Source organism: Spongiibacter sp. UBA1325, assembly GCF_002306875.1.
GTDB classification, from domain to species: Bacteria; Pseudomonadota; Gammaproteobacteria; order Pseudomonadales; family Spongiibacteraceae; genus Spongiibacter; species Spongiibacter marinus.
This window is the reverse complement of the sequence record NZ_DBTD01000009.1, coordinates 572,384-598,087: the sequence shown is the minus strand read 5'-3', so window position 1 is coordinate 598,087 and position 25,704 is coordinate 572,384. Positions and strand designations below refer to the sequence as shown.

The window sequence follows — 25,704 nt, the reverse complement described above, 5'->3', positions numbered from 1 at the left end:
ACCCACGGTTTTACAGGCTTGTATGTCGGCAAAACACGCTCCTCCATCGCTCTTTGAGCGCGGCATTAGCCGGCAACGCATCGCCGATGTTCGCGAGCGTTTTCTGCAGCTGAACGCCGAGCGCTTGCTGCGCACTCGCGCGGCCCTGCAGGAACGTCAGCGTATTCTGTTCGACCTGGTTCCTCTGTTGTTCCATGTGAACCACCCCTCTCTGCCTGGCTACAGCAGCAAGGACACGCCCTGCGGCATCGACCGCTTTGAGCCCACGCCCAAACTGGTGGAGCGCGCGCAACAATATATCGCCAGCGGTTTTCACTACCGCGCCCCCGAACACCACCTGATCCACAGCATCTTCATCATGGGTTCCTGCGGCAGTATCGCGCAGGCCGAAGACTCCGACCTGGATGTTTGGCTGTGCCATCGCAATGCCCTGCCCAGTGAGGCACGCAAGCAGTTACGGGAAAAAGCCGAGCATATTAGTCAGTGGGCCGCCGAGCTGGGCCTGGAGTTGCACTTTTTCTTAATGGACAACGAGCAGTTTCGGCGCGGCAAGCGCGAGCGCTTAAGCGCCGAGGGCGCGGGTACCAGCCAGCACTATTTGCTGCTGGACGAGTTCTACCGCAGTGTGGTGGTGGTTGCCGGTCGCTATCCAATCTGGTGGCTGGTGCCGCCAGAAGAAGAGGAAAATTACGACGAATACACCGCCCTGCTCCACGCGCAACAGCATATCGGCCCCGATGAGTCGATTAACTTCGGCGGTGTTGCCGCCATTCCCGCCGGTGAATTTATTGGCGCGGGTGTGTGGCAACTCTACAAGGCCATTGCCTCGCCTTATAAAGCGCTTTTGAAACTGCTGCTCACCGAGGCCTACGCTCGCCACTACCCGAACGTGCAGCCGATCTGCCTCGCCTTAAAAGAACGCGTGTACAACGGCGAATGCGACGCCAACCAGCTCGACCCCTATATCCTTGTATACCAACGCTTGGAGCACTACCTGTCAGAGCGTGGAGAGAAAGACCGGCTGGAGCTGGTGCGCCGCGCCTTTTACTTCAAAACCGGGTTACACCTGTCGCGGCCGGCGGCGAGCAAGCAAGTCGAGCGCCATCAACGCATGAGCGCCCTAGCCAGCCAGTGGCACTGGCAGTCAGAGACCTTACTCAACCTCGACACCCGCCACCGCTGGAAACTGCGGCGCGTGCGTGACGAACACCGCTTTTTGGTGGCGGAGCTGACCAACAGCTACCGCTTCTTGCAAGACTTCGCCGCCCACAGCCAGCAGTCAGCGCTAATTAACTCAGAGGAAATGACCCTGCTCGGCCGCAAGCTCTACGCCGCCTTCGAGCGCAAGCGGCACAAGGTAGAGTGGCTCAACCCCGGCATCGCCCCCGACCTTTCCGAGCAGCAATTGTATTTCCACACCCTGGGCTTTGGTAATCAGCGCCGCTGGGCAGTGAGTGCCAGCGCCCGCCACGACTTCGAGAGCGGCGCCGTTCTCAAGGAAGACGAACACCTGAGCGGCCTGTTGTGCTGGTGTTACTGCAATGGCTTGGTCAAAGAGAATAGCCGCCTGCGGCTTAGCAGCCGCAGCCAGGGCGTGAGCGAGGCCGATTTGAACCGCCTGGCCACCTGGCTGCACGCCCACTTACCCAAACGTCTGCCCGCCGCAGACCCTGCCCAGCACGCCGCTTTTACTCGCCCCAAGGTGCCACTGTACACCCTGTTTTGCATTAACCTCGGGCAGGACAGTCTCAGCCAGCTCAGCAGCCAGGGCATTGGCCAGCACAGCAGCTGCTATCCCGTGGCCAACGTGGAGATGGTGGTGTTGAACAGCTGGGGAGAAGTGTCGTCGATGGCCTTTACCGGCGGCGAGGCCCTGCTCAACACGCTGCATGCATACCAGCAGTTGACGATTGCCGCCGCCAGCGGCAGCTCGCCGCCGAAAATCGACATACTGTGCTTCAATGACCCGGGTGAACGGCTGGCGCGGCGACTGATGGGCCTGGCTGCGGGCGTGCAGCCCTGCTTTGAAAATACCGAGGCCAACACCCGCTATATTCTGAAACTGGCCGATGGCTTTCACATTCTGCAGCAGCGCAATAACGAGCTGGATGTGGTCAATGCCGACAGCTATAGCGAGCTAATTCAGTGCCTGGAGCGCGGCCAAAGCCGCTTTAGCCCGCTGCGCATGGACCGCCACTGCCTGCCCAACTCTGCATTGGCCAGTATTATCGATACCTGTCGCAGCGACGACTGCTATATTTTTGTGCACCTGCGCGCGACCTTGGTGGATATTTTTCTGCGCGATGAACGCGGCTCGCTAATCTATTTGCCGGCCGAAAGCAGCGCCCCCGACGCGCTCATCTATCAGCTGCTGCAATTTCTTCAGCATTCACGCAAGGAGCAGGGGCTGCGTCACCGGGTGCGGCTCTACAAACTCATTCAGCACGACGGCCGCTGGCAGAGTCGCCCCCTTCAGGCACCGCCAGCACAGCAATCGCCACTGTATCTGGAGGCCACCGCCCACGCCCGTCAGCGCGCTCGCCCGGTATTTGATGTGCGCTGGAACAACCAGCAACTGTATTATCGCGATGAGGGTGCCAAGCTGTTTACCCGGCTGGCAACGCAGCTGGTGGAGCGCTATCCGAAACAGCGGCACTTTGCGATTGACCGGGTGAATCTGGGGAATAAACCGCCGCAGCAAACCACGGTGTACATGCGTTACAAACGCTACTTGGAAGAGCTTATCCAGCGAGAAGTCGACAGGCTCCACACCTCGTAGCGGCGTTAAATGTCCAGCGCCTCGCCGATTTGATCCTGCGCACAGCGCTGCAATAATTCACTCAGCGACTGCTGCTCGCGCTGACAGAACCATTGCTGGCCATCCCAACTAAAGTGATAACCGCCGCTGCGCGCCGCAAGCCACAGTTCCCGGTTCGCCGCCTGCCGACTAAAAATCAGGGCGCTGCCATCCGGGCATGTCAGGGTTAACACGCTGCCGGCGATCTCGCAGTCTACGTCGACCGACAACGTATCCACGGCGTCCTCAATCGTCTCGTAGAGGGTGTCGAGCACATCGTGAAATTCCACTTCATTCATTGCCATCACATCCTGAAAATTTGCCGGCCAGTATAGCAAGCTCAGCTCATCACCGACGAGCGCTGCGGTGCATCCAGGCGCGGGCAGCGCTATACTACGCGCTTATTTTTTCGGGGGTGTATTCATGACCGCGCAACGCCGTATCCACCTTGGCTGGGCCACTGCACTGCTGTGCCTCGCTCTAGCCGCGTGCGGACAAACCGGGCCACTGGTCTTGCCCAGCGAAGACGCCGCCCCCGCCAGCCCTCAGAATTAGAGATTACGCATGACTGCATTCCACTACCAGAACGGCGAATTATTTGCCGAAGACGTTTCACTGCGCGATATCGCCCAACACTATGGCAGCCCCTGCTATGTGTATTCGCGAGCCTATCTGGAGCAGCGTTTTAAGGAATACAGCGACGCCCTACAAGGTCAGGATCACCTGGTCTGCTATGCGGTAAAGGCCAACTCCAACATTGCCGTATTGAATGTTCTGGCCCGCCTGGGCGCAGGTTTTGACATTGTCTCGGTCGGCGAACTGGAGCGGGTACTGGCCGCAGGGGGCCAGGCCGATCGCGTTGTGTTTTCCGGTGTCGGCAAAACCGCAGAGGAAATGCGCCGCGCGCTGGAAGTGGGTATTTACTGCTTTAACGTTGAGTCCGAGGCCGAACTAGAGCGCCTCAACGAGGTGGCTGGCGAATTTGGCAGCAAGGCGCCGGTTTCCATCCGCGTAAATCCCGATGTCGACGCCAATACCCACCCCTATATTTCCACGGGCCTGCGCGACAATAAATTCGGTATCGATATTGCCCGCGCCCCCGCCGTCTATGCGCGCGCCGCTAGCCTCGAACACCTGGACGTGAAGGGCGTTGATTGCCACATCGGCTCCCAGCTCACCGACACCAGCCCCTTTCTGGACACTGTCGACCGCTTGCTGGCCCTGCTCGATGAGCTGGCAGCGCAGGGCATTCAGATCAAGCATTTGGACCTGGGTGGTGGCCTGGGCGTGCGCTATCGCGACGAAGTTCCCCCCTCCACGGCCGACTATATTGCCGCTATTCGCCAGCGCTTGGGCGACCGGGCGGTGAAACTGATGTTTGAGCCGGGCCGCTCTATCGCCGCCAACGCCGGTGTGCTGCTGACCAAGGTGGAGTTTTTGAAGCTCAACCCGCACAAGAATTTCGCCATAATCGACGCGGCCATGAATGACATGCTGCGCCCCTCGCTGTACCAAGCGTGGATGGATCTACTACCCGTTAGCCCGCGCAGCGACGGCGAAGCCCGCCTGTACGACGTGGTGGGGCCGGTGTGTGAAACCGGTGATTTTCTCGCCAAAGACCGCGAGTTGCGCATTGAAAGTGGCGACCTGTTGGCACTGGCATCGAGCGGCGCCTATGGATTTACCATGAGTTCCAATTACAATAGCCGAGGACGCGCCGCAGAAGTGATGGTCGACGGCGACCAACACTACCTTATTCGCGCGCGTGAAACTGTCGCCGACCTGATGCGTGGCGAAGCCGTACTGCCGGAGTAAACTCCGCGCGCTGGCCCGCCCAGCAGCAGTGGCCCCCGCATCGTTGAACTGCGCCACCGGCGAGGCGCCGCACAGGACATACGATGCAGCTACGCTTTACCAAAATGCATGGCCTGGGCAATGATTTCGTGGTTGTCGATCTCATTACCCAGCGCTTCAAGCTCAAGCCCCACCACGTTCGCAAAATTGCCGATCGCCATTTTGGCATTGGTTGCGACCAGGTATTGGCGGTGGAAATTCCCACCCAACCCGAGGTGGATTTTCGCTATCGAATCTACAACGCCGAAGGCAGCGAGGTGGAACAGTGCGGCAACGGCGCACGCTGCTTTGCACGCTTTGTGCGCGACAAGCGTCTGACTGGCAAACCGCGCATTCGCGTGGAAACCCTCGCCGGTATCATCGAACTGGAAATTACCGAAAACCGCGAAGTGCGCGTGGATATGGGCGCCCCGGTATTAAGCCCTGCGGACATTCCCTTCGACGCGGCCGAGCAGGCCACCGATTACGCACTGGACGTCGACGGCCAGACCTGGCAGGTCGGCGCCGTGTCGATGGGCAATCCCCATGTGGTGTTGCCCGTGGAGAATGTCGACACCGCGCCCGTTGAGCGCGTTGGCCCCATTGCCGAGAGTCACCCGCGCTTTCCCCAGCGTGTAAACGTCGGCTTTATGCAAGTTGTCGACCGCCGAAATATCCGCCTGCGCGTCTTTGAACGCGGTGTTGGCGAAACACTAGCCTGTGGCACTGGCGCCTGCGCAGCCGTTGTCGCGGGTATTGTGCAGGGCCGGCTCGATAATCAGGTGAATGTCACATTGCCGGGCGGCAAGCTCAGCATCGACTGGCCGGGGCCCGGGCAGCCCGTTATTATGACGGGGCCCGCGACCACGGTCTTTGAAGGGCAAATTCAGCTTTAGCGGCACGCCAGCCAGCAATAATAAGGATGCACTGTGGACACAGCCAAACCTAAAGAAGACGGTCTTCCCAGCGAAGACGATGTTGCGCGCTATCTGCGAAACCACCCCGGTTTCTTTTTGCAGAACGAAGACATTCTGGCCGAGTTAAAGCTGGCCCATCACAGCGGCAAAGCCGTCAGTTTGCTGGAGCGCCAAGTGGAAGTGTTGCGCGAGCGCAATATGGATATGCGTTCACGCATGAGCAACCTGCTGGACAACGCCCAGCACAACGACGTGATTTTTGAGCGCAGCAAGGCGCTGATTCTCGGCATGCTGGAAGCCCGTCGGCCGGAAGAATTGAGCAACACCCTGTGCCGCCGCCTGGTGAATGATTTCGACATGATCGACTACGCCAGCCTGACCTTATTCGGCGACCCATCAAAAATGGGCAACACACAACTGCGGGTGGTCAGCCCGGAAACCGCCCAGCAACATATCGGCAGCTTGTTGCGTGGCGGCAAGGGCGTGTGCGGTGTATTGCGCGGCGAGGAGTTAAGTTTTCTGTTTGGCAAACACGCCGACCACATTGGCTCGGCGGCGCTGATTCCCATTAAACCGGGGAATATCGACGGCGTCTTGGCCATCGCCAGCAAGGACCCACAACATTTCAAATCCAGCATGGGCACCCTCTTCCTCGACTACATTGCCGAGGTAATCAACCGGGTATTGCCGAAACTGATGCGCGGCCCGTTTATTAGCTAAGCGTCGCGCCTGCGCCCCAAAACACTCCCGAACAAAGGGTTCGGGTGGATTTGGTCGCGGTCAGGCCCGCGCCTACTTATCGAGCTTTTTCAAAAATACCTGCACTTCGCGCTCGGTTTGTTTATCGCCCTTGCGCGCGGCGGCTTGCAGGGCCTGCTGCCAAGCCGCGCGTGCCGCGGCGACATCGCCAAGCTGCTGGTGAGCACGACCGAGCAGTTTCCAAGCCGCCGAGTAATCGGCGTCCTGTTCCACACAGCACTGCAAGTGCTCAGCCGCTTCAGCGGGCTGTTTGTCATCGAGCAAGGCTTTACCCAAACCGAACCGCAGCATGGCGCTGTCTTGGCCTCGCGCCAGCATTTTACGCAGCGCATCAATATTCATGACTGATGGCTCAAGTGCGGCATCGGCAAATCCGGCAACTGCTGTCCCTGCAAAAGCAGCCCTTCGCGCAACATCGACGCCGCCAGTTCGGCGTCGCCGAGATGTTCCAGCAAGCGCGATAATTCAAAGCATACCGTCGCCGAAGGCGCGATGCGATGAGCACTTTCCAGGTATTCGCGCGCTTTGCCCCACAGCTCATTACGCAGACAAATACGCGCCAGCGCCAGCAGCAGCTGGGGGTTATTAGGTTGCTCTTTCAGCCAGGACTCGGCAACGCGCAGCTGTCGGGCGGGGTCGTCATTGATCGCCGCAAACAACAACACCAGTTCGTCGCGCCACTGCTGTTTAATGGCAGCGCGAACTAATTTGCTGGCCTCGCTGCTACGCCCCAGCGACAGCAGCGCCGGCACCATGTCTTCCAGCAGTTCACTGCGAAGGTGGCTGCTTCGCCCCAGCTGCTGCCACCATTTGAGCAGCGGCTCGGCGTCGCCACCGTGGCGCAACCGCAGCAATTGGCCGCGCAGGGCTTCGAGTTCCAGCTCTCGCCGCGCCGACTCCTGAAGCAATTTCCGCTTGTTCAATTCCGGCAATAGCGCCAATAACGCCTGCCAATCACCCAGGCCGCGATAGGCACGCGCGAGCAGCAGCAGCGTTGCGGGTTGACGCTCGGCACTTTTACCCAAGCGGTTCAAGGTTGCCAATGCCTCTTCCAACTGACCGTTGTCGAGTTGCAACTCCGCCTGTGTGAGGGCTGCCGCAAGACCCGCTTGAGTGCCGCAGTTCTTTGCCTGGCTCAGCGCCTGGAGTGCGCCGCGCTCATCGCCCAAGCGCTGGCAGGCACGCGCTGCCAGTAAATAATTAATCAGCGGTTTGTCGCTACTGGCACTCGACAGCAGCAAACGCTTGGCCTGCAACCAGTTGCCCTGGGTATAGGCGATGACCCCACGGTGACTGCGTTGACGCTCGCGTTGCTGACGCCGCTGACCGCGCAGGGCGCCCAACTTGTCAGACAGGCGTGCACTGCGGCGCAACAGGCTGAACAGCAACCACACCACAAACAAGAATAGCGCCAGCAGCGCCAGCGCTACCCACAGGGTCATCTCAACAGTGGTATGGCCATAGGCCAACAAGACATAGCCGCTGTCGTACTGAATCGCCACCGCAATCGCGGCGGCAGCGGCCAGCGCAAACAGTGCCGCGAGAAACAGGATCATTGGCCCACCTCGCGCTGCCAGCGGCGGGTTTTGCTGTAGTCCTTCAGGGCCCGCAGCGACGCAGAAATATCCGGACGCTCGGCGCGAATCTCAGCCGCTCGCAGTTCTTCCAAAGATGCAGCCAGCGCCTGACTGCCATCATTCAGTGGGTAGTAGCGCTCCAGCCATGCCAGCGCCTTATCCAGCGAGCGGCGGTACAGGGCCGGGCGCTCTGCCAACAATGCCAATTGCGCCTGCTCCAGCATCATTCGCAAACTGGCGCGCAGGGCGGTCGCCTGCTCCGGCGCCAGCTCGGCCTTGAATTTTTCATCGTGCTGACGAATGCGCACATAGCTGCGCAACTTCGCCCAAGCGCGTTCAAATCCTGCTTTCAAGCCCTCCTGCCAGGAGGCGTCTCTCGCCGGCTGAGGCTCAGCTTGATAGCTCGGAGCCTCGTAGACCGCCAGCGACTCGGCAGCGTCCGCCAGACCTTGCAATTGCAGGTAGGCACCCTCCAGATCAAAGCTGGAGCTGCCCTGCAAGGCAGCGAGTTCTGCCGCCAGCGCTTCCCTCACCGGGTATAACGCCGGATCATCTAGCTCGCGCAAAATAGTATCGGCACTGGCTAACAACTGCGCTGCGGCGCGACTGTCACCACTGAGCTGCAAGCGTTGATTGGCCAGTCGCAATAAATACTCGGCCTCGGCCAGTAACCAGTCATTGCGGTCGACCGAACTGAGGCTTTGTACTTTGTCGCTCAGCTGTTGAATTTGTCGCTGAACAACCGCGCGCTGCTGATCCAGTGCGCTGTCGAGTTCGGTCAGTCGTTCGCGCTGGCGGTCCAGCGCTGTCGCACTCGATTGACTGCGCTGATCAAGGCCCTGCACCTGCGCAGTGATATCGCTGAGGAATTGCGCGCTCTGCTGCTGATTGAGATAGATAAGTTGGTAATACAGCCAGGCAGCCGCTGCCAGCGCGGATAGCGACACCAGCAGAGCCAGCGTTGCCACGGCGCCCGCTTTGCCAGACTTGCTCTTGGCAGCAGGTGTTTTTTGCGACGGCGTTGAAGTGGTTGGGGTATCGTCGGCGGCTACCGCCACGTCCTTGTTGTCATTTTGGGTTTCCGACATTGTGTTCTCTCTGCCACGTTTTTATCGCCGCCAGCGTCGCTGCTGTACCGGCATTTTCTGCAAGAAGGGTATGTCTAAAACCGGCCTCTTGGGCCAGTTGCTGCACCCGCGCACTGGGTAGAACCAGGTGGTACTGATCGCGCCGCGCGGGGGCAATGCGCTGGGTAAATTGCTGTAATGTGTCGCCGCTGTTCAGGCATACCAACTGAATCGACGCCGCCTCTAACTGCGACTGTAAATCATCGGCGGCCTCACCCGGCCCACAGCGCTGATAGCACTCAGCATAGTCTACCCGCGCGTTGCGTTCACGGAGTTTTTGCGCCAACTGCTCGCGGCCACCGCAGCCGCGAACAATCAACACTCGCTGCCCGTCAACCCCGTTAAACGCCGCGCTGGCCAGCAAGCTGTCGCTGTCCATCGCGCCGCCTTGTTGCGCCTCCAAGGGCGTAAGCGCACCGGCAGGCCACGGCCAGTCATGGAGCGCTTTGGCCGTGGCAGCGCCGATGGCGTGACAGCGCACACCCAGCGGGTACTGCGGCCATAGATCATCGATCAAGGCCATACCGCAGTCCACGGCGTTCACGCTGATGAAAATAATGTGCTGGTAAAGGTCCAGGTCCAATAGGCAGCGACGCGCGTGCTGATAGCGCTCGTCGTTTTCGGCCAGGGGAATGATGCGCAGCAGCGGTTGCACCCAGACCTGAGCACCAGCGGCAACCAGGGCGCTGCGCAATTCTTCGTTGCGGCCCTCGGGCCGGGTGATAAGAATGCGCAGGCCCTGCAGATCAGTGCTGCTGGTCACCGTAAACCGCCGCCAAAATGTCACCCGCACCCTGAGCCAGCAGTGCCTCGGCAACCGCCACACCAAGGGCTTCTGGGTCGGCCGCCGGTGCACTTAATTCTGCGCGCAATACGCGGCTGCCATCGGGTTCGCCCACCAGCGCACGCAGCCACAAGTGGTCGTCGCGGCTGTCGTCAGTAATGGCATAACCGGCAATCGGCACTTGGCAGCCACCTTGTAAGCGCGTGTTCATGGCGCGCTCGGCCATCACTTTGGCCGCGCTGTCTGCGTCGTGCAGCGGCGCCAGCAGTTCACGTACCCAGTTGTCGTCCAAGCGGGTTTCAACGCCCACCGCACCCTGACCGCAAGCGGGCAAGCTGTCTTCAACATTCATAAAGGAGGCGATCCGCTGCTGCAGTTCCATGCGAATCAAACCGGCTGAGGCTAAAATAATGGCATCGAACTCGCCGTCGTCTAACTTGCGCAGGCGGGTTTGCACGTTGCCGCGCAGGCTACTGATCTGCAAGTCGGGGCGCCGGGCGCGCAACTGGCATTCGCGACGCAGACTGCTGGTGCCCACTCTCGCCCCTTGCGGCAGGGCGTCGACGTCGGCGTAATGGTTGCTGACAAACGCATCGCGGGGATCTTCACGCTCGCAGATAATTGCCAGCCCCAGGCCTTCGGGAAATTCCATCGGCACATCTTTCATCGAGTGCACGGCAATATCCGCTCGGCCATCAAGCAGTGCCTGTTCCAACTCTTTAACGAACAGCGCCTTGCCGCCAATTTTCGACAGCGGCGAGTCCAGCAGCTGGTCCCCGCGGGTGGTCATGCCAAGCAGTTCAACCTGCAGCCCCGGGTGACAGGCTTCCAAGCGGGCTTTGATATATTCCGCCTGCCAGAGAGCAAGCAGACTTTCGCGGGTGGCAATGCGCAGCGTGCGCGAGGGCTGTTCAGACATGATTAGCGTGGGTCCGTGTAAAGCATCAGCGCCGTATCATACGCCAGCCGCCTGACAGACTAAACCGCCCAACTCATCGGCGCGCGTCAGTTTGGCGCAAATGCCGTCCAGCCATTCATCCAGGTGCTGGCGCTGCCCGGTCGCACCGCGCCGAGATAGTTGGCGCCCTGATCCCAAAATTCGCCTTCGGGAACCGCGACAGCCCCCTGCCCGGCGGGAGACTTACTGCCGACGCGAAAATCAGGCACGCGAACCGGGTCAACCGGCACGCTGAACTCTGGCGAGATGTCGCGGCGTGCCAGCGAGGCGAAATACGCCGCTTCATCAAAGCCGCCGTCGTCGTCTTGCTTGCCGAGTTCTTCAATAAAGTGACTGCGACCATCGCGACCGTTGTTATACAGCAGCAGGCCGCCAAAGCTCATCATTCCCGTCGATAGCCGGTTGGCACTGACGCGCCCTTTGATATCGATAGTTTCACCGGAGAAGCCGCTGATAATCATATTGTGAAAGTGGCCGCCGGTGCCGCGCCGCAGAGTCATGGCGCGCTGGTATTTATCGTCGCTGTTAAGCGACAGCAGCGTTACATTGCAGAACTGCGGCTCCGAGATTGGCTGGGCATCCTCGCGGCCATTGCGGTTGTCTGCCTCGATGGCATTGTCACCCATACCCGGATACTGCAGCACCTGCAGAAACTGCACCCGGCCGCGCCACCCCATATCCCAGTCCAGCGAGTCATCGGCAGCGCCACTAATGAGGATATGCTTCATATCCACCGTGCCGCCAAAAATCTCTATGCCGTCGTCGGAAGCGCGATGTACCTGCACGTGGCGCACAATGGTATTACTGCCGCAGCCCCCCAGCGTTAGGCCGTTGAGTTCGTTATTGGCATACACCTCGTACCCCGCGAACTCCACGCGCACAAATTCCAGCACGCCGCAGTTGTCGCGGCTGTCGACACCGCCGAACATCCCTCGCGTATCGCTGGTCGGCACCCCTTCTACCTGTGCATCCAGGGTATTTACCGGCGCATTGCCGAGCAGTACCAGACCACCCCAGTCGCCGGCCTTGCGCCCCCCTTCCGGCTGCGCGCTGGTAAAGACAATCGGCGCATCGGCGCGGCCGCGCGCCATAATTTGGCCGTCGCGGGTGACCACCAGGGCGCTGCCGGGCTGGCCCAGCACCACCGCACCAGGTTCGATCGTTAGCGTGGCAGCGGCCTCAACATAGACAATGTCGTCGAGAATCCACGTTTTATCCGCGGTCCACACGTGATCGCCGTGCAGGGAGCCGCTGACAAGCTGCTCGTGTCCGCGCCCCAATACCCACCATAGCGATACGGCAAGCAACAGCGCGGGCAGCAGCAACCACAGCCACCAGCGCCGGGAACGCACGGCCTCTTCAGCTGGCTGCTGCGACTGCCAGTCCATCATCTCGGCAATGTCGGGGTTAACGGGTTTGCGCGAATGCTGGGAGGCACGCAGCTCGCCGTCAGCGTTGATCACTCTGAGGCTGCGCCCGAGGTCACGCATCTCCCGATGTCGGCTCATCGCCGCTTCGTTGATCAGCTCGCGACGGTAATCCGAGTCGCGCAGCAAGGTGTCAAAATGAATACTTCGGCCGTCCTGGGCCTGCTCAAAAGCAGCTTTTAGTTGCCACAATTGCTCCACTAATTTGGCGCGCGGCGCAGTCGCCTGGGTCATGGCGGGTCCTTACTTCACAGGAGTTTTCGGCACGCGAAATTATGGCCACGCTATATTACATAAACGTTACGGCGGTGAGTGGCAGCCTCGGCGCAGACAGCCCGCGAGAGCGCGGTAATTTCTGCTATACTCTGCCGCTTTTCCGATGGGCTGCCCGCGCAGCGCCCAATGACACAGGACCTGTTTGCAATGAGTGACAAAGAGCCGGCTATCAAACCTTGGGGTGGGCGTTTCAGCGAGGCCACCGACCAGTTTGTTGAGCGCTTCACCGCGTCGGTGAGCTTTGACCAACGCCTCTACCATCACGACATCAACGGCTCGCTGGCCCACGCGGCCATGTTGGCGAAAGTCGGCGTACTCAGCGAGGACGAGCTCAAGCAGATCCAAACCGGCCTGGAAGAGATTCGCAGCGAAATTGAAGCGGGCGAATTCAACTGGTCGATAAGCCTTGAAGACGTGCACATGAATATTGAAGCGCGCCTGACCGACAAGATCGGCATTACCGGCAAGAAGCTGCACACCGGCCGCTCGCGCAATGACCAGGTCGCCACCGATATTCGCCTGTACCTGCGCGACGAGATTGGCAGCATCTGCAGCGAAATCACCCGCCTGCAGCAAGGTCTGGTGGCACTGGCGCGCCGCGAAGCCGACACCATCATGCCCGGCTTTACTCACCTGCAAACTGCCCAGCCGGTGAGCTTTGGCCACCACATGCTGGCCTGGAACGAAATGCTGGAGCGCGACTTTGGCCGCCTGCAGGACTGCGCCGCGCGCCTGAATCAAAGCCCCCTTGGCGCCGCCGCACTGGCGGGCACCACCTACCCCATCGACCGCGAATACAGCGCAAAGCTGTTGGGCTTTGACCGCCCTACCGAGAATTCCCTGGACTCGGTAAGCGACCGCGACTTCGCCATTGAATTTGCCGCCGCTGGCAGCCTGATCATGACCCACCTGTCGCGTTTCAGCGAAGAGCTGGTGCTGTGGACCTCGGCGCAATTTAATTTTATCGACCTGCCCGACCGCTTCTGCACCGGCTCCTCGATTATGCCGCAGAAGAAAAACCCCGATGTGCCCGAGCTGATTCGCGGCAAAGTCGGCCGCGTTAACGGTCACCTGATCAGCCTGCTCACGCTGATGAAGTCGCAGCCGCTGGCCTACAACAAAGACAATCAGGAAGATAAAGAGCCGCTGTTCGATGTGATCGACACCTTAAAAGACAGCCTCAAAGCCTACGCCGATATGGTGCCTGCCATTACCGTGAATGCCGACGTTACCCGCGAAGCCGCGATGCGCGGTTTCTCTACGGCGACCGATTTGGCCGACTACCTGGTGCGCAAAGGCCTGCCCTTCCGCGACGCCCACGAGGTGGTTGGCAAGTCAGTGGCCTACGGTATTGCGCAAAGCAAGGACTTGTCTGAAATGAGTCTGGAAGAGCTGCAGCAGTTCAGCGCCGACATTACAGACGACGTCTTTGACGTGCTCACGCTTGAAGGCTCTATCAACGCCCGCAATCATATTGGCGGCACCGCACCTGCCCAGGTACGCGCCGCCGCTGATCGCGCTGAAACCCGACTGCAACAGCGCTAAGTTCGTCGGCGGGCGTCCTGCCCGCCGCGATTCCCCGCTTCTTTAAAAATTCTTATCCACTGCCGCGAGGGATTTCTCTCGCTGCGGTGTTACATTACTACTGCCCGCGACACATCCATCTCTTCATCTCGGGCGTAGCACACCAGGAATGACAGGAGTCTTCACCATGTTCACTGCGCCCCGCGCACGCGTAATTGCGTTTTGCCTGCCTCTATTTGCCGCGCTTAGCGCCTGCGAGCCCAATTCGGCGGCCACCCCCGGCCAGCGTCCCGCCGCCGCAGTAAAGGTGCAAACACTCGCCCCGCAAACCATTGAAGAGCGGCTGCCTGCCATCGGCTCGCTACTGGCCAAGGAATCGGTGCGCATAACCAGCACCGTCAGCGAAAAAGTGCGCGCCCTGCATTTCGACGAAGGCCAATACGTGAAGCAAGGTGACTTACTGGCAACACTGGAACAAGCGGAAGAGCAGGCCCAGCTATCGTCGGCGAAGGCCGACCTGGCCGAGCAGCAGCGGGAAATCCGTCGTCTGAAAAACCTGCTGGCCACACAGTCGGCCGCGCAAACCGAATACGACCAACGCCTGAGTGCCCGCGACCGCGCCCAGGCCAAGATCGCCGAGGTTCAGGCGAAAATTGATGAGCGCACCCTGCGCGCACCCTTTGGCGGCGTGACCGGTTTGCACAATGTCAGCCCCGGCGCGCTGGTGTCGCCGGGCGACAGCATAACCAGCCTCGACGACCTAAGTACCATGCGCCTCGACCTCAACCTGCCCAGCCTGTTGCTGCGCTCACTCAGGGTGGGCATGCCGGTGGATGCCCGCAGCGACGCCTTAAATAAAACCTTTCAGGGTAAGATCGTCGCCATTAATCCGCGCATTGACCCGCTGTCGCGCAGCGTAATGGTGCGCGCCCACATTCCCAATGGCGACGCCACATTAAAACCCGGCATGCTAATGAGAGTGTCGTTATTGAAAGACAAGCGCGAGGGTATTGTGGTGCCCGCCGCGGCGCTGCAGAGTATCGAAAATCGCCACTATGTCTGGCTGGTAAACGGCGAACAAAAAGCCGAGCGCCGCGAGGTAACACTGGGCACCCGTCTGGTTGACGGCGTGGAAGTGGTCAACGGCCTCAGTGCTGGCGAGCAGCTTATTAGTGAAGGTTTCCTGATGCTGCGCCCCGGCAGCCCCGTCACCCCGCAGGAGTCATAAGCCATGTTGCTGTCAGACACTGCGGTAAAGCGCCCCGTCTTTGCCACCGTTATTAGCCTGTTGCTGGTCGCCTTTGGCGCCCTGTCATTCGAGCGTCTGGCACTGCGCGAGTACCCGGACGTGGACCCGCCCATCGTCTCGGTCAGCACCAACTACACCGGCGCCTCAGCCGAAGTGGTCGAATCGAAAGTCACCCAGGTTATCGAGGACCGCATCTCCGGTATCGAAGGCATTAAAACTGTGTCGTCGACCAGTCAGGACGGCTTTTCGACGATTAGCATCGAGTTTGAACTGAGCCGCGATATCGACGCCGCCGCCAACGATGTGCGCGATCGCGTGGCCGGTGTGCGCAATAACCTGCCCGAAGAAGCCGATGCCCCAGAGGTACAAAAAGCCGACTCGGATCAGCGGGTGATCATGTGGTTTAACCTCACCTCCACCAAAATGAATACCCTGCAACTGGCCGACTATGCCCAGCGCTATCTGGTGGATCGGCTGTCTGTGCTCGACGGTGTTGCGCGGGTGCGGGTGAGCGGCGGGCCGGAATATGCCATGCGCATTTGGCTGGACCACGAGGCGCTAGCCGCCCGCAACCTGACCATTGGCGATGTCGAAAATGCCCTGCGGCGCGAAAATGTCGAGCTGCCAGCCGGCACACTAAAGGCGCGCGACCGCGACTTTGTTATCAAGATAGAGCGCCAGTTCCTCGCCCCCGAGGACTTCGCCACACTGGTGCTGCGCCGCGATGACAGCGGCAATATTTTGCGCCTAGGCGAAGTGGCGCGGGTCGAGCTGGACGCCGAAGAATACCGCACCATGTTCCGCGGCAATGGCATTCCGCAGGTGGGCGTCGGCATCGTGAAGCAAAGCACCGCCAATACGCTGGAAGTGGCCAAGGCAGCGCACCGCGAAGTGAATGCTATGCGCAGCATCTTGCCGGCAGGCACCGAGTTACACGACAGCTACGACAGCTCGGTGTTTATCGACAGCGCCATCGACGAGGTCTACTCCACGCTCTTTATCGCCGCCAGCCTGGTGGTGTTGGTGATCTTTATTTTCCTCGGCGACTTCCGCGCCATGTTAGTGCCCGCAGTGACCGTGCCGGTATCGCTGATCGCCAGCTTTACCGTGCTCTACGCCCTGGGCTACACCATTAACCTGCTAACCCTGCTGGCGCTGGTACTGGCCATCGGCTTGGTGGTCGATGACAGTATCGTGGTGCTGGAAAATATTCACCGCCGCTTGCTCAACGGTGAGTCGCCGTTAGTGGCCGCCTTTCGCGGCAGTCGCCAAGTCGGCTTCGCCGTGGTTGCCACCACAGCGGTGTTGGTCGCGGTGTTTATTCCCATCACCATGCTCGACGGCGATGTCGGGCGACTGTTTGGCGAATTTGCCGTCGCGATGGCTGTCGCCGTGGTGTTCTCCAGCATTGTCGCGCTGACGCTATCGCCGGTTATCTGCTCGAAATTACTCAAGCAAGACGCCATTCACGGCCGCCTCGCCGACTTCGTCGAGGGCCTGCTGCACCGCATGGAAACCCGCTATCGCCGCAGCCTCGACGCCAGCCTGAAGCGGCCGCTGCTGTCGGCCTCTATTTTGGGCTTAGCGGTTTTGGGCTGCGTGGTACTGATGCAAAAAGTCCCGGCAGAATTCGCCCCCAAGGAAGACCGCGGCGTGATCTTTATGATGATTCGCGGCCCCGAGGGTTCGTCCTTCGACTTTGTCAGCAAACACATGGAAGAAATCGAACGACGCCTGATGCCGCTGGTGGAAAGCGGCGAGGTCAATCGCTTCCTGGTGCGCGCCCCCGCCGGTCGCGGCGGCGCTGAAAGTTACAACGAAGCCTTTGCCATTATGGTGCTGGCGCCCTGGGAAACCCGCCGCCCCAACACTGCCATTGTCGCCGATATTCGCAAACGCTTGCAGGGCTTTACCGCGCTGACGACCTTCCCAATTATGCCTCAGGCACTGGGTGGCGGCTTTAGTAAGCCCGTGGAATTTGTAATTGGCGGTGGCGACTTCCAGCACCTCGCGGCGTGGCGCGATGCCATTATGGACGAGGCTCGCAATAACCCGAATCTGCTGGGTATCGATAGCGACTATCGGGAAACCAAGCCGCAACTGGAAGTAACGATTCTGCGCGACCGCGCCGCCGACCTCGGCGTCAGTACGCAGGAAATTAACCGCAGTCTGGAAACCCTGCTCGGCTCCCGCCGGGTAACCACTTTTATGCTCGATGGCGAAGAATACAACGTGGTGCTGGAGGGCGAGCCGGACAAACAAAACACGCCCAACGACCTCGGCAATATTTATGTGCGCTCGAATAGCAGCGGCCAACTCATTCCGCTTTCCAACCTGGTCAGCATTAGCGAACGGGGCGACGCGGCGGTACTCAGGCGCTATAACCGCGTGCGCGCCATCACCCTGGACGCCAACCTCGCAGAGGGCTATTCACTGGGCGAGGCGCTGAGCTATTTGGAAGAGGTCACACGCAAGGTCGCGCCGGATGCCATTATCGACTACAAGGGCGAATCGCTGGACTACAAAGACTCCGGCAATGCCGTCTACTTCACCTTTGTGCTGGCGCTGCTTGTCGTTTATTTGGTACTTGCCGCCCAGTTTGAAAGCTTTGTTCACCCACTGGTGATTCTTCTCACCGTGCCACTGGCCATTGCCGGGGCCTTGCTCGGGCTCTACCTCACCGGGCAGAGCCTGAATATCTACAGTCAGGTGGCGCTGATTATGCTGGTGGGCTTAGCTGCCAAAAACGGCATCTTGCTGGTGGAATTCACCAACCAATTGCGCGACGACGGTGTTGAGTTTGAAGAGGCAATTAGTAAAGCCGCCGAACAGCGCCTACGCCCCATCATCATGACCGCCATCACCACCATTATGGGTGCCATTCCGCTATTGCTGGCTTTTGGTGCGGGCAGCGAAAGCCGCTACGTGATTGGCGTGGTCGTGGTCTCCGGGGTGAGTGCCGCCACCTTGTTTACCTTGTTTGTGGTGCCAATGGCGTATCGCTTCCTGGCTCGCCACACAGGCTCTCCGCAGGATGTGGCGCACCAGCTTGAGAAGGAACTGAAAGACAGCCCAGCCAGCAACTAAAACGCTTGTCAGGCTGGCGCCGCCAGTGTGTACAAACAATGGCGGCGCAGCGGCGAGCCCACGGCCAATTGCGGGTGCTCGAAGTCGTCACCGCGCCGCATGTTCAGGCGCTCCATCAATGCGCGCGAGCGCGTATTCACAACGGCTGTCATCGCCACAATTTCAGGCATGTTCAACGTAGCGAAGCCATAATCCAGGGCGGCCTGCGCCGCTTCATAAGCGTAGCCCTGCCCCCAGGCATCGGCGGCCAAACGCCAGGCAATCTCGGTGGCTGGCGCAAACGGCAAATCACTTGCCACCGTCTTCAAACCCGCAAAGCCCAGCAAACGCGCATCACTGCGGCGCTCCATAGCCCATATCCCCCAACCCTGCTGCGCGTTTTGCGCCGACAACTGAGCCAGCAGGGCGTCGCTCTCTTCGCGGCATAAACCACGAGGAAAGAATTCCATTACTTTAGGGTCGGCATTCATCGCAGCGAAGGCCGCCGCATCCGTTTTGCGCCACTGCCGCATACACAAGCGCGGCGTATTCAAGCCTTGCATGGTTTCGTCACCACCGATCAGTTTCATACTAAATTGCTAAACCACCGCGCTATTCTGCCCTGCTTGCGCACGCGACAGCCAGCGGCGGTTTTCTATGTCATACCAGCGCAGCCTTTGCCGCACCGCCGCCCTTGCTAGCATGACGGCTGTCTATCCAAGCACAGCGCTGGCGCGTATAGCCGTCAGCCATTAACAATAAAGAGTGGGGAAATACTATGTCGTTAAAAGTGGTTACCTGGGGAACCGGCAACGTTGGCAAATACGCCATTCGCGCGGTGCTGAATCACCCCGAACTGGAACTGATTGGCCACATTGTCAGCAGTGATGCCAAGGCCGGTGTCGATGCCGCCACCCTGGCCGAGCTCGACACGCCCTGTGGCGTTGCGGCCTCCACCGATATTGACGCGGTACTCGACCTCAACCCGGACTGCGTCGTGTACACCGCCCACTCAGAAACCCGCATGATGGAAGCGGCCAAAGACCAGGCGCGCTGCCTGCGCCGGGGCATCAACGTGGTGGCCTCGTCGCTGTTTATGCTGCAATACCCCGACAACCCCGACGTCGCCTTTATTGCCGAGCCGATCAAAGAAGCCTGCGAGATCGGCGAAGCCACCTGCTTTAACAATGGTATTGATCCCGGTTTTGCCAACGACACCATGCCGCTGGTGTTCACCGGCCTGAGCGAGCACTGGTCGAGCATACGCATGCAGGAGATCATCAACTACGCCACCTACGAACAGGAAGACACCATTCGCGAGGTGATGGGCTTTGGCTATCCGGTCGATCACGACTGCGTGCTGTTCGCACCCGGCATGCTGTCGCTGGGCTGGGGCGGCTCGGTGCGTTCGGTGGCGGCGGCCCTGGGCCTGGAGGTAGAGCGCGTGTACGAAGTGCACGAGCGCCTGCCCCTGGAGCAGGATACAGAAAATGCCATGGGCGTCTTCAAGAAGGGCACCACCGGCGCCATGCGCTTTGAAGTGCGCGCCGTGGTCGATGGCCGCGACGCCATCGTACTGGAACACATCACCCGCATCACCGACGACATCGCCCCCGACTGGCCTAAGGGCAAGGGTTACAAAGTGATTATTGAAGGTGAGCCCAAAATGACGATCAGCATGGACATGGAAGACAAGCACGGCGACCACGCGGTGGCCGGTGTGATTCAAACCGCTACCGCCATCGTCAATGCCATTCCCGCTGTGGTGGAACAAGAGCCAGGCATGGTCGCCGCTTACGACCTGCCAAAGATCAACGGCAAGGGGTTGTACAAACCTGGCTAAACAACGAAAAAAGGCGCGCTACCTCCATACCTCCAGGCAGCGCGCCTCTCATTTACTCAGCTTATTTGGCGTAAACCAATTTGATTTAAGCCAAGCGGATTCAGGCCGCTTTATTCCGCGCCATCAAACCAGTCTTTAAAACCCAGTTCGGCGTGGGGGCCAATATGTAACTGCTCCAATACGCCATAGCCCACTTCATCGCCACAACGTGCAACCACCGTTTGCTGAATATGAATATTCTCCAGGTTCAGCGGCGGCGCGTCGTCACAGTTCCAGCTCTCGCCCGCGATAACGAGTTCACCATGCCATTTGCCGTGCCCCCACTCAGGGTGCATATAGCCCAGCCCCTTCATGCGGTGCAGCAATACCGGCTGCACAGTAATTTCGATCTGCTCGCCGTTTTTATGGTTCATCAGGAAAGTGCCCGACTCAGCCTGACGGGTACCGGGCTTGAATTTCAACTGGTGGCCAACGCAGCCCTGCCACAGCGTCATGGCCGGGTCATTTACCGGAATGCTCTCGCCCTCTGCATGAATGGGGGCGATGGCCTGGTCGGTGTGCCACTGGTAGCCGCTGTCGTCTTCAAACCAACCGGCCAGCGTGCAACGGCTTTCCCAGTGAATGGGCAGCCACATAAAGTGCACCGCCTGGAAACTGTCCAGCGGTGCGCCGCCTTCATACGGCGCGCCCACCGGACGAATCCCCCAGGAGCGGTCTTTCAGGCCGAAGGTGGTTTCGCTGTTCACCGCGATCTTGCGACCTTCAACGGAAATGCTGCCCTGCCAGTGGCCAAACTGGTCGATGCGGGTAGCATCCATCACCACATGCCGGGCGTTGCGCAGGGTTTGCCGCCCCTCGGGAATCACCCCGGTTTTAGGGGTAAACACCAGGTCGCATTCGATATTGGTGTCGTTGGATTCAATCACCAAACGGTGGCGACCCATCGGCTCTAAAATGCTGAGTTTGAAGGGGCCAACATCCAAATCCATCGGCTCGTCGGAGGCGCGACGGGAACCGTGAAAGGCGTACTGGCGGCCGTCCACCACCACGCTAAAACTGCAGTCTACAATGCCCAAATTAGGGTACCGGCAAAGGCCGATGCCAAAATAAAATGCGCTGTCTTTGGCGTGGCCGTTATACCAGAAGCGGTCATAGGTGAAGCGGTCACTGGTGGCGGTCTGCGCAACCGGCTCAGCGGTTTGGTGAATGGGGTAATCGTCGAGTTTACTAATCATGGCTACGCGTCCTCAGGCCGATTTTTCCGAGAGAATTTTTTCCAGATACTTCACTTCAAAGCAGCTGCTGAAATGGCTGTTAATGCTGTCTTCGTTGCCCATGCCTATCGACATACGCCCCAGCAACAACGCGAAACGCAAGCCGGCAAACACCAGGTAATAGTGAAGCTGGTCGGTGTTAAACCCGCTGAGCTGCGCCCACGCCTCGGCTGACTCCTGACGACCGGGGAAGCCCTCCAGCGGTGGAAAATCCAACCCGTGGCTGAACAACTCATCCATGTAAATCCACCACGCCACATCTTGCAGAGGGTCGCCCAATGCGACCATTTCCCAGTCCAACAAGGCGGCAACGTCGGTTTTATCCGGGCTGAAAATCACATTCGCCATTCGGGAATCACCCCAGCACAGAGCGACCGCCTGCTCTTTGGGTTGATGATCGCGCAACCACTGTAAGGTGCTTGCGGCAACATCGTGGGGAAGCCGCTCGCCATTGCGCTGGTAGCCCCACTGGTAATAATTTTCCCAGTACGTCAGCTGTTCATCGAGGCTGCGGGGAATGGCGCAGGCATTGAGGGCAGACTGAATAGCCGGGCTGCTAATATCGAGCGTATTCACCTGCGCCAAGCGCTTCAGGCCCGCCAACCAGAGCTGGCGGCGGGTATCCGGCGCTTCCTCGGTTAACCAGCCATCCATATGGTAGGGCGGCATATCCGGCGGAATCACCCCGTCGGTTTTTTTCATAATGTAGAATGGCTGCCCCAGCACCTCGCCGGTAAGCTCCTTGGCAACGATCTCGGGCACCGGAATATCGCTATTGGCCGCCAGCATTTCCATCACACGGCACTGAATGCCCAGGTCATACTCAGGGAAGGCCAGGTACTCGCCACGCGGCTCAATGCGCGCCACATAAGCCGCCTCGGCGCCGCCGTGCTGAGCATCGAAGACCATAGTGATATTCGACATGCCCGTACCCTCGGGCACACTGAGCGACGGGATACTCACCGTGTCGCCAAGCTGGGCAGACAGCCAACTTTCCAGTTTGCTGCGGGTTTCTTCCGGGTTATCCAATACCGGTGTGGGGCGCTGATCGTTACTCATACGAGGCCTCATTGTTATGTTATTGAACGCCAATGACACGATGCTAACACGAATTAGTTAACGGTGTTACTATATTTAAAAAGAAGGATAAACCATGACCCGTAACACGCGCCGCGTTGGCCGCCCCAGCAGCACCAGCAGAGAGCAGATTCTCGCTGTGGCGCTGCAACTTGCCCAACAGCAAGACCTCGCGGCACTCAGCCTGCGGCAACTGGCAAAAGAGCTGGGCATTAGTCCCACCTCCCTATACCGCTACTTTGAAAACAAACAACAACTGCTCACCGCCATCGGCGAGAGCGTACTCAGCGTGGATGTCAGTACATTGCCTGCGGGGTTAAGCCACCCCCAACGCCTGGAAAAACTCCTCGACCAACTGCGCCAACAAGTACTCGCCTTCCCCGGCCTGCTACCCCAGTTCAACAACAGCCTGCCCGCCGAAGCCATGGTCGCCACCATTGCCGCACTGGCAGAACCCATCAAAGCCATGCAGGTAGAAGACAGCCTCGCCGTGCGCCACGCCCAGTCACTGCTGTGGATGACCCTCGGCTTTGCCCTGTTCGAAAGCTCGTCCAGCCAGGCCAGTATCAGCGGCCAATTTCTCGACCTGCCCGCGCAACTGCAAAGCACCTCCCAGCACCTCGAGCTGGAAAATCACGAGCGGCTATGGCGGGAATTGGTAGAGAGGAATATTCGCGGTATTTGCTGATGGTGAGCGTTTCGCCCTAGCTGGGCGACCGGCTTATTTTCTTTCGCAGTGTGCGCGAATCAGCCTTTGTAGGAGCGGGCCTGACCGCGACCTTTACCTTCAACGCGGCTAAGGTGGCTCCGTTCTGCAAGCCCTACGCAACGCTCATTTTCATTAGTCCTGATGGCTTTGGTTTTCGCCCTTGCTGGGCGACCTACTTATTTTTTATGCGAAAAAATAAGTAGGCAACAAAAAGCGCACCCCGCATCACTGTCGCCGGCTATCGCCGCCGATCCCCTGCGCGCGGCACAACCAGCACGGGCGCTGCGGAACTCGCTGCGCTCAAACAGTCCTCGCGCAATTCCCGTGCTGCCTGCACCGTGCTCGGCAGCGCTGAGGGGGAATGGGTTACGCAGTAAACGGGTATTAATGACTCTGCCCACTTTGATCTCAGTATATTTTGGCACTTTACTACCTCCTGAGGTATCAGAAGGTATCCATCAAAACGGGGGAACCACATGGTCGGCTTCATGGACTTGTTAGGCGCTACGTCAAGCTGCTTTCTATTCAAGCGGGCTGTCAAATCTTGCAGGGACATGCACATTCGGCCAGTGACGCGTTAGTTCCGTGGCTAGTGGAGATCGCGCAAAAGGATTGCCTACTAGTTGGGATTCGAGCCTCATTCCTTCTGCTGCCGCGCTTCGTCTTACCGCTAATACGCCAGCATAACTTGTGTTCCTTTTCGGCTGGAAAAAAGTTCTTGCCGCGTCGGCGGTCGCCTGCAACCCCACTCCTAGCATAGTGACATCAACAACGAGGACGAACGGCGCGTCAGCGGTACGCTGATGCCGGGATGCGTTGAAGGCCTTTTGCACAAATGGCCGCGGATCTAGTTTGGGACCAGCTACCGATAAGCGGGTGTTTTGGGCTGTATATGAAGACACCAGAAGAACTTCACCAGATGAGGTTGTTTCCAAAAAACCTTCCAGGCGGCACTCATGAAACCTTTCCGGAACGCAATCTTGTCCCGGCTGTGCGATAACTTCCAATTTCGCATTTTTGATGATGGCCCCCTCTTGGGAAGCGTTCGGCGCCCTATCCGCAATGCTTTCAGCGAGACTTTTCCATTCATCATTGCTCAGATCCGCCTCGAAGCAGACGTCGATTTGTACCCCATCCGGTATATAGGGCTTAAGTAGGTCAATAATCTCATGGCGACGAGTCCGGCCGGAGTCATTGTGATCCGCAGATTTGCATTCAAATAGGTGTCGGACACCAAGCAAATTGGCGGCTATGTCAGCTTTGCGATTTCCTTCCGAAGATGGCTCGAATTCTATGACTTCACAGTCATCGGTTTTGCTTAGCTGCAGCGCGAGATACATCGTGCTCCACGAGCCAGAATCCGGGTCGGAGCCAAGCTCTATCCCCAGGTCCGCAAACCCTTGAATGTTTTGAAAGCGCCGAACAGCTAAAATCACGGCACCGAGTTTACCCAGCGTTCCCGCATCTTGAATCGGGGGCGGAAAAATTCGAGCAGTTCCAGCGCCGAGCCAATTAATAATCGGCTGCCATGTGTCCTGTAAAACTTGGTGCGACCAGCGAGTATTCTCGAAGAATGGGCTCGCGATCTGAAGTTGAATAGGTGTCCGGTTCACGTTGCAGTAAGCCTAACGCCAGCCGCAACGGCGCCCAAAAAAGCGCAGCGTTTTGGGTGTCCGGCGACCATAGGGAGCATATTGCCGGCCCTTGTTATGAGTTTTCATTAGCAACCAATGCAACCGAAAAATCCGAGTACTTTTTGACTAGAATCTTTTTGAGCATGATTATTGAAACAGGAATTGAACCTAAATAGCCAAGGATTCCGCCAACCATAGCTCCCAACTCCTGCCTGCCAATTAAGGCAACAACAACCCCTCCGAGAAAACCAAGGATAAAACCTAAAATCATGCTGAAAAGAATGCATCGCCAGATGTAACTCCACCAGACCTTAAATGTACGACTCCATGTTACATCTACACTATTCATGAGATTCTCCGTTTTTCGACTTTGCTCATAACAGCCTGTTTATGAGGCCTGCGGCCTCATAATAAATATTATCGGGCGCCATCTATCACGCGGGCTCTTTTTCGACCCTTTATTAACGCATTGTTTTCAATAGGGTATTTTGAATTCAGATTTCGCCAAAGCCGATAACAGGGCCACCTTACTGGCAGGAAGGATAAATCGGGATACGCTGTATGCGTATACATGCGGATGACGGGGTTTGTCATTGTGAGCGTTTCACCATTCCTTCGGTATTTGCGGGAGCACATGCTAGTGCGTCGCTACGGCTCAAATACCATAAAGTCGCGCTGCTATAGGATCAAGTCTTTCATTAGTTTTATAGGAGGGCTTATCTGTTGCAAATCATGTAAGTCAGCGCCATTGATTCAAGTCGCGCCCCAACGCCTTTGAACGTGGCGCGACCCATCTTTCCCCTCAGCATCTAGAAGAATTAGCGAACCATAGGAGCATCAGGCAGGAACCACATTAGCTAGGCTTCTATTCGC

22 protein-coding genes are annotated in these 25,704 nt (G+C 58.7%); 10 read left to right on the top strand and 12 right to left on the bottom strand.

What is annotated here, in order from left to right; translation table 11 throughout:
* Positions 1-22 precede the first annotated feature (22 nt).
* Entirely contained in the window at positions 23-2,779 is a 2,757-nt protein-coding gene (locus B3K78_RS11300; RefSeq protein WP_286695541.1) for a class I adenylate cyclase, read from the top strand.
* Between the two features lie 5 nt (positions 2,780-2,784).
* Here the strand turns inward: B3K78_RS11300 and cyaY are convergent, their stop codons facing one another.
* Entirely contained in the window at positions 2,785-3,096 is a 312-nt protein-coding gene (cyaY, locus tag B3K78_RS11295) for an iron donor protein CyaY (protein ID WP_286695540.1), read from the bottom strand.
* Between the two features lie 124 nt (positions 3,097-3,220).
* Here cyaY and lptM point away from each other — a divergent pair, with 124 nt between their 5' ends.
* The 4 genes from lptM (at position 3,221) to B3K78_RS11275 (ending at position 6,267) form a co-directional block, all read left to right on the top strand.
* On the top strand, positions 3,221-3,352 hold the full coding sequence (gene lptM, locus B3K78_RS11290; RefSeq protein WP_204997166.1) for an LPS translocon maturation chaperone LptM: 132 nt from the start codon (positions 3,221-3,223) through the stop codon (positions 3,350-3,352).
* Positions 3,353-3,361: 9 nt separating this feature from the next.
* Complete coding sequence (gene lysA, locus B3K78_RS11285) at positions 3,362-4,612, top strand: diaminopimelate decarboxylase (protein ID WP_286695539.1); 1,251 nt, start codon at positions 3,362-3,364, stop codon at positions 4,610-4,612.
* 83 nt (positions 4,613-4,695) lie between these two features.
* The gene (dapF, locus tag B3K78_RS11280; protein WP_286695538.1) at positions 4,696-5,526 is read left to right on the top strand and encodes a diaminopimelate epimerase; all 831 of its coding nucleotides are present in this window, start codon (positions 4,696-4,698) and stop codon (positions 5,524-5,526) included.
* Positions 5,527-5,559: 33 nt separating this feature from the next.
* Complete coding sequence (locus tag B3K78_RS11275; RefSeq protein ID WP_286695537.1) at positions 5,560-6,267, top strand: DUF484 family protein; 708 nt, start codon at positions 5,560-5,562, stop codon at positions 6,265-6,267.
* 72 nt (positions 6,268-6,339) lie between these two features.
* Here the strand turns inward: B3K78_RS11275 and B3K78_RS11270 are convergent, their stop codons facing one another.
* The 6 genes from B3K78_RS11270 to B3K78_RS11245 form a co-directional block, all read right to left on the bottom strand.
* A complete protein-coding gene (locus B3K78_RS11270) occupies positions 6,340-6,648 on the bottom strand; it encodes a tetratricopeptide repeat protein (RefSeq protein WP_286695536.1) in 309 nt (102 codons plus the stop codon).
* Positions 6,645-7,862, bottom strand: a complete 1,218-nt coding sequence (locus B3K78_RS11265; protein ID WP_286695535.1) for a heme biosynthesis HemY N-terminal domain-containing protein — start codon at positions 7,860-7,862, stop codon at positions 6,645-6,647. Before B3K78_RS11265 ends, B3K78_RS11270 begins: the two co-directional genes overlap by 4 nt.
* On the bottom strand, positions 7,859-8,971 hold the full coding sequence (locus B3K78_RS11260) for a uroporphyrinogen-III C-methyltransferase (protein WP_204997161.1): 1,113 nt from the start codon (positions 8,969-8,971) through the stop codon (positions 7,859-7,861). Before B3K78_RS11260 ends, B3K78_RS11265 begins: the two co-directional genes overlap by 4 nt.
* Positions 8,952-9,773 (bottom strand): uroporphyrinogen-III synthase, encoded by an 822-nt coding sequence (locus B3K78_RS11255; protein ID WP_286695534.1) that lies wholly within the window; start codon positions 9,771-9,773, stop codon positions 8,952-8,954. Before B3K78_RS11255 ends, B3K78_RS11260 begins: the two co-directional genes overlap by 20 nt.
* Entirely contained in the window at positions 9,757-10,713 is a 957-nt protein-coding gene (hemC, locus tag B3K78_RS11250; protein WP_286695533.1) for a hydroxymethylbilane synthase, read from the bottom strand. Before hemC ends, B3K78_RS11255 begins: the two co-directional genes overlap by 17 nt.
* 86 nt (positions 10,714-10,799) lie before the next feature.
* Complete coding sequence (locus B3K78_RS11245; RefSeq protein WP_286695532.1) at positions 10,800-12,413, bottom strand: beta-helix domain-containing protein; 1,614 nt, start codon at positions 12,411-12,413, stop codon at positions 10,800-10,802.
* 189 nt (positions 12,414-12,602) lie between these two features.
* Here B3K78_RS11245 and argH point away from each other — a divergent pair, with 189 nt between their 5' ends.
* The 3 genes from argH to B3K78_RS11230 all read left to right on the top strand — a co-directional run bounded on the left by argH (position 12,603) and on the right by B3K78_RS11230 (position 18,315).
* Positions 12,603-14,000 carry an argininosuccinate lyase gene (argH, locus tag B3K78_RS11240; RefSeq protein WP_286695531.1) on the top strand — a complete coding sequence of 466 codons (1,398 nt, stop codon included), beginning with the start codon at positions 12,603-12,605 and terminating at the stop codon, positions 13,998-14,000.
* Positions 14,001-14,166: 166 nt separating this feature from the next.
* Positions 14,167-15,207, top strand: coding sequence for an efflux RND transporter periplasmic adaptor subunit (locus tag B3K78_RS11235; RefSeq protein ID WP_286695530.1), 1,041 nt, complete (start codon positions 14,167-14,169; stop codon positions 15,205-15,207).
* 3 nt (positions 15,208-15,210) lie between these two features.
* Entirely contained in the window at positions 15,211-18,315 is a 3,105-nt protein-coding gene (locus tag B3K78_RS11230; protein ID WP_286695529.1) for an efflux RND transporter permease subunit, read from the top strand.
* Between the two features lie 8 nt (positions 18,316-18,323).
* Here the strand turns inward: B3K78_RS11230 and B3K78_RS11225 are convergent, their stop codons facing one another.
* Positions 18,324-18,884 carry a GNAT family N-acetyltransferase gene (locus B3K78_RS11225; RefSeq protein ID WP_286695528.1) on the bottom strand — a complete coding sequence of 187 codons (561 nt, stop codon included), beginning with the start codon at positions 18,882-18,884 and terminating at the stop codon, positions 18,324-18,326.
* Positions 18,885-19,072: 188 nt separating this feature from the next.
* Between B3K78_RS11225 and B3K78_RS11220 the strand changes: the two genes are divergently transcribed.
* A complete protein-coding gene (locus B3K78_RS11220) occupies positions 19,073-20,137 on the top strand; it encodes an NAD(P)H-dependent amine dehydrogenase family protein (protein ID WP_286695527.1) in 1,065 nt (354 codons plus the stop codon).
* A 110-nt stretch (positions 20,138-20,247) separates the two neighbouring features.
* Here B3K78_RS11220 and B3K78_RS11215 read toward each other — a convergent pair whose 3' ends face one another.
* Positions 20,248-21,372, bottom strand: coding sequence for an Rv3169 family protein (locus B3K78_RS11215; RefSeq protein ID WP_286695526.1), 1,125 nt, complete (start codon positions 21,370-21,372; stop codon positions 20,248-20,250).
* 12 nt (positions 21,373-21,384) lie between these two features.
* Complete coding sequence (locus B3K78_RS11210; protein WP_286695525.1) at positions 21,385-22,470, bottom strand: phosphotransferase family protein; 1,086 nt, start codon at positions 22,468-22,470, stop codon at positions 21,385-21,387.
* A gap of 94 nt (positions 22,471-22,564) precedes the next feature.
* Here B3K78_RS11210 and B3K78_RS11205 point away from each other — a divergent pair, with 94 nt between their 5' ends.
* Complete coding sequence (locus B3K78_RS11205; RefSeq protein ID WP_286695524.1) at positions 22,565-23,176, top strand: TetR/AcrR family transcriptional regulator; 612 nt, start codon at positions 22,565-22,567, stop codon at positions 23,174-23,176.
* A 542-nt stretch (positions 23,177-23,718) separates the two neighbouring features.
* Here B3K78_RS11205 and B3K78_RS11200 read toward each other — a convergent pair.
* Together B3K78_RS11200 and B3K78_RS11195 are read right to left on the bottom strand one after the other, a co-directional pair.
* Positions 23,719-24,810 carry a hypothetical protein gene (locus B3K78_RS11200; protein WP_286695523.1) on the bottom strand — a complete coding sequence of 364 codons (1,092 nt, stop codon included), beginning with the start codon at positions 24,808-24,810 and terminating at the stop codon, positions 23,719-23,721.
* A gap of 94 nt (positions 24,811-24,904) precedes the next feature.
* Positions 24,905-25,180, bottom strand: coding sequence for a hypothetical protein (locus B3K78_RS11195; RefSeq protein WP_286695522.1), 276 nt, complete (start codon positions 25,178-25,180; stop codon positions 24,905-24,907).
* Positions 25,181-25,704: the final 524 nt, after the last annotated feature.

What these genes read in the sequence shown, in the direction of transcription:
- B3K78_RS11300 (WP_286695541.1), top strand. Translation starts at nt 23, where the DNA reads ATGTCGGCAAAACACGCTCCTCCATCGCTCTTTGAGCGCGGCATTAGC.
- cyaY (WP_286695540.1), bottom strand. Translation starts at nt 3,096, where the DNA reads ATGAATGAAGTGGAATTTCACGATGTGCTCGACACCCTCTACGAGACG.
- lptM (WP_204997166.1), top strand. Translation starts at nt 3,221, where the DNA reads ATGACCGCGCAACGCCGTATCCACCTTGGCTGGGCCACTGCACTGCTG.
- lysA (WP_286695539.1), top strand. Translation starts at nt 3,362, where the DNA reads ATGACTGCATTCCACTACCAGAACGGCGAATTATTTGCCGAAGACGTT.
- dapF (WP_286695538.1), top strand. Translation starts at nt 4,696, where the DNA reads ATGCAGCTACGCTTTACCAAAATGCATGGCCTGGGCAATGATTTCGTG.
- B3K78_RS11270 (WP_286695536.1), bottom strand. Translation starts at nt 6,648, where the DNA reads ATGAATATTGATGCGCTGCGTAAAATGCTGGCGCGAGGCCAAGACAGC.
- B3K78_RS11265 (WP_286695535.1), bottom strand. Translation starts at nt 7,862, where the DNA reads ATGATCCTGTTTCTCGCGGCACTGTTTGCGCTGGCCGCTGCCGCCGCG.
- B3K78_RS11260 (WP_204997161.1), bottom strand. Translation starts at nt 8,971, where the DNA reads ATGTCGGAAACCCAAAATGACAACAAGGACGTGGCGGTAGCCGCCGAC.
- hemC (WP_286695533.1), bottom strand. Translation starts at nt 10,713, where the DNA reads ATGTCTGAACAGCCCTCGCGCACGCTGCGCATTGCCACCCGCGAAAGT.
- B3K78_RS11245 (WP_286695532.1), bottom strand. Translation starts at nt 12,413, where the DNA reads ATGACCCAGGCGACTGCGCCGCGCGCCAAATTAGTGGAGCAATTGTGG.
- argH (WP_286695531.1), top strand. Translation starts at nt 12,603, where the DNA reads ATGAGTGACAAAGAGCCGGCTATCAAACCTTGGGGTGGGCGTTTCAGC.
- B3K78_RS11235 (WP_286695530.1), top strand. Translation starts at nt 14,167, where the DNA reads ATGTTCACTGCGCCCCGCGCACGCGTAATTGCGTTTTGCCTGCCTCTA.
- B3K78_RS11230 (WP_286695529.1), top strand. Translation starts at nt 15,211, where the DNA reads ATGTTGCTGTCAGACACTGCGGTAAAGCGCCCCGTCTTTGCCACCGTT.
- B3K78_RS11225 (WP_286695528.1), bottom strand. Translation starts at nt 18,884, where the DNA reads ATGAAACTGATCGGTGGTGACGAAACCATGCAAGGCTTGAATACGCCG.
- B3K78_RS11220 (WP_286695527.1), top strand. Translation starts at nt 19,073, where the DNA reads ATGTCGTTAAAAGTGGTTACCTGGGGAACCGGCAACGTTGGCAAATAC.
- B3K78_RS11215 (WP_286695526.1), bottom strand. Translation starts at nt 21,372, where the DNA reads ATGATTAGTAAACTCGACGATTACCCCATTCACCAAACCGCTGAGCCG.
- B3K78_RS11210 (WP_286695525.1), bottom strand. Translation starts at nt 22,470, where the DNA reads ATGAGTAACGATCAGCGCCCCACACCGGTATTGGATAACCCGGAAGAA.
- B3K78_RS11205 (WP_286695524.1), top strand. Translation starts at nt 22,565, where the DNA reads ATGACCCGTAACACGCGCCGCGTTGGCCGCCCCAGCAGCACCAGCAGA.
- B3K78_RS11195 (WP_286695522.1), bottom strand. Translation starts at nt 25,180, where the DNA reads ATGAATAGTGTAGATGTAACATGGAGTCGTACATTTAAGGTCTGGTGG.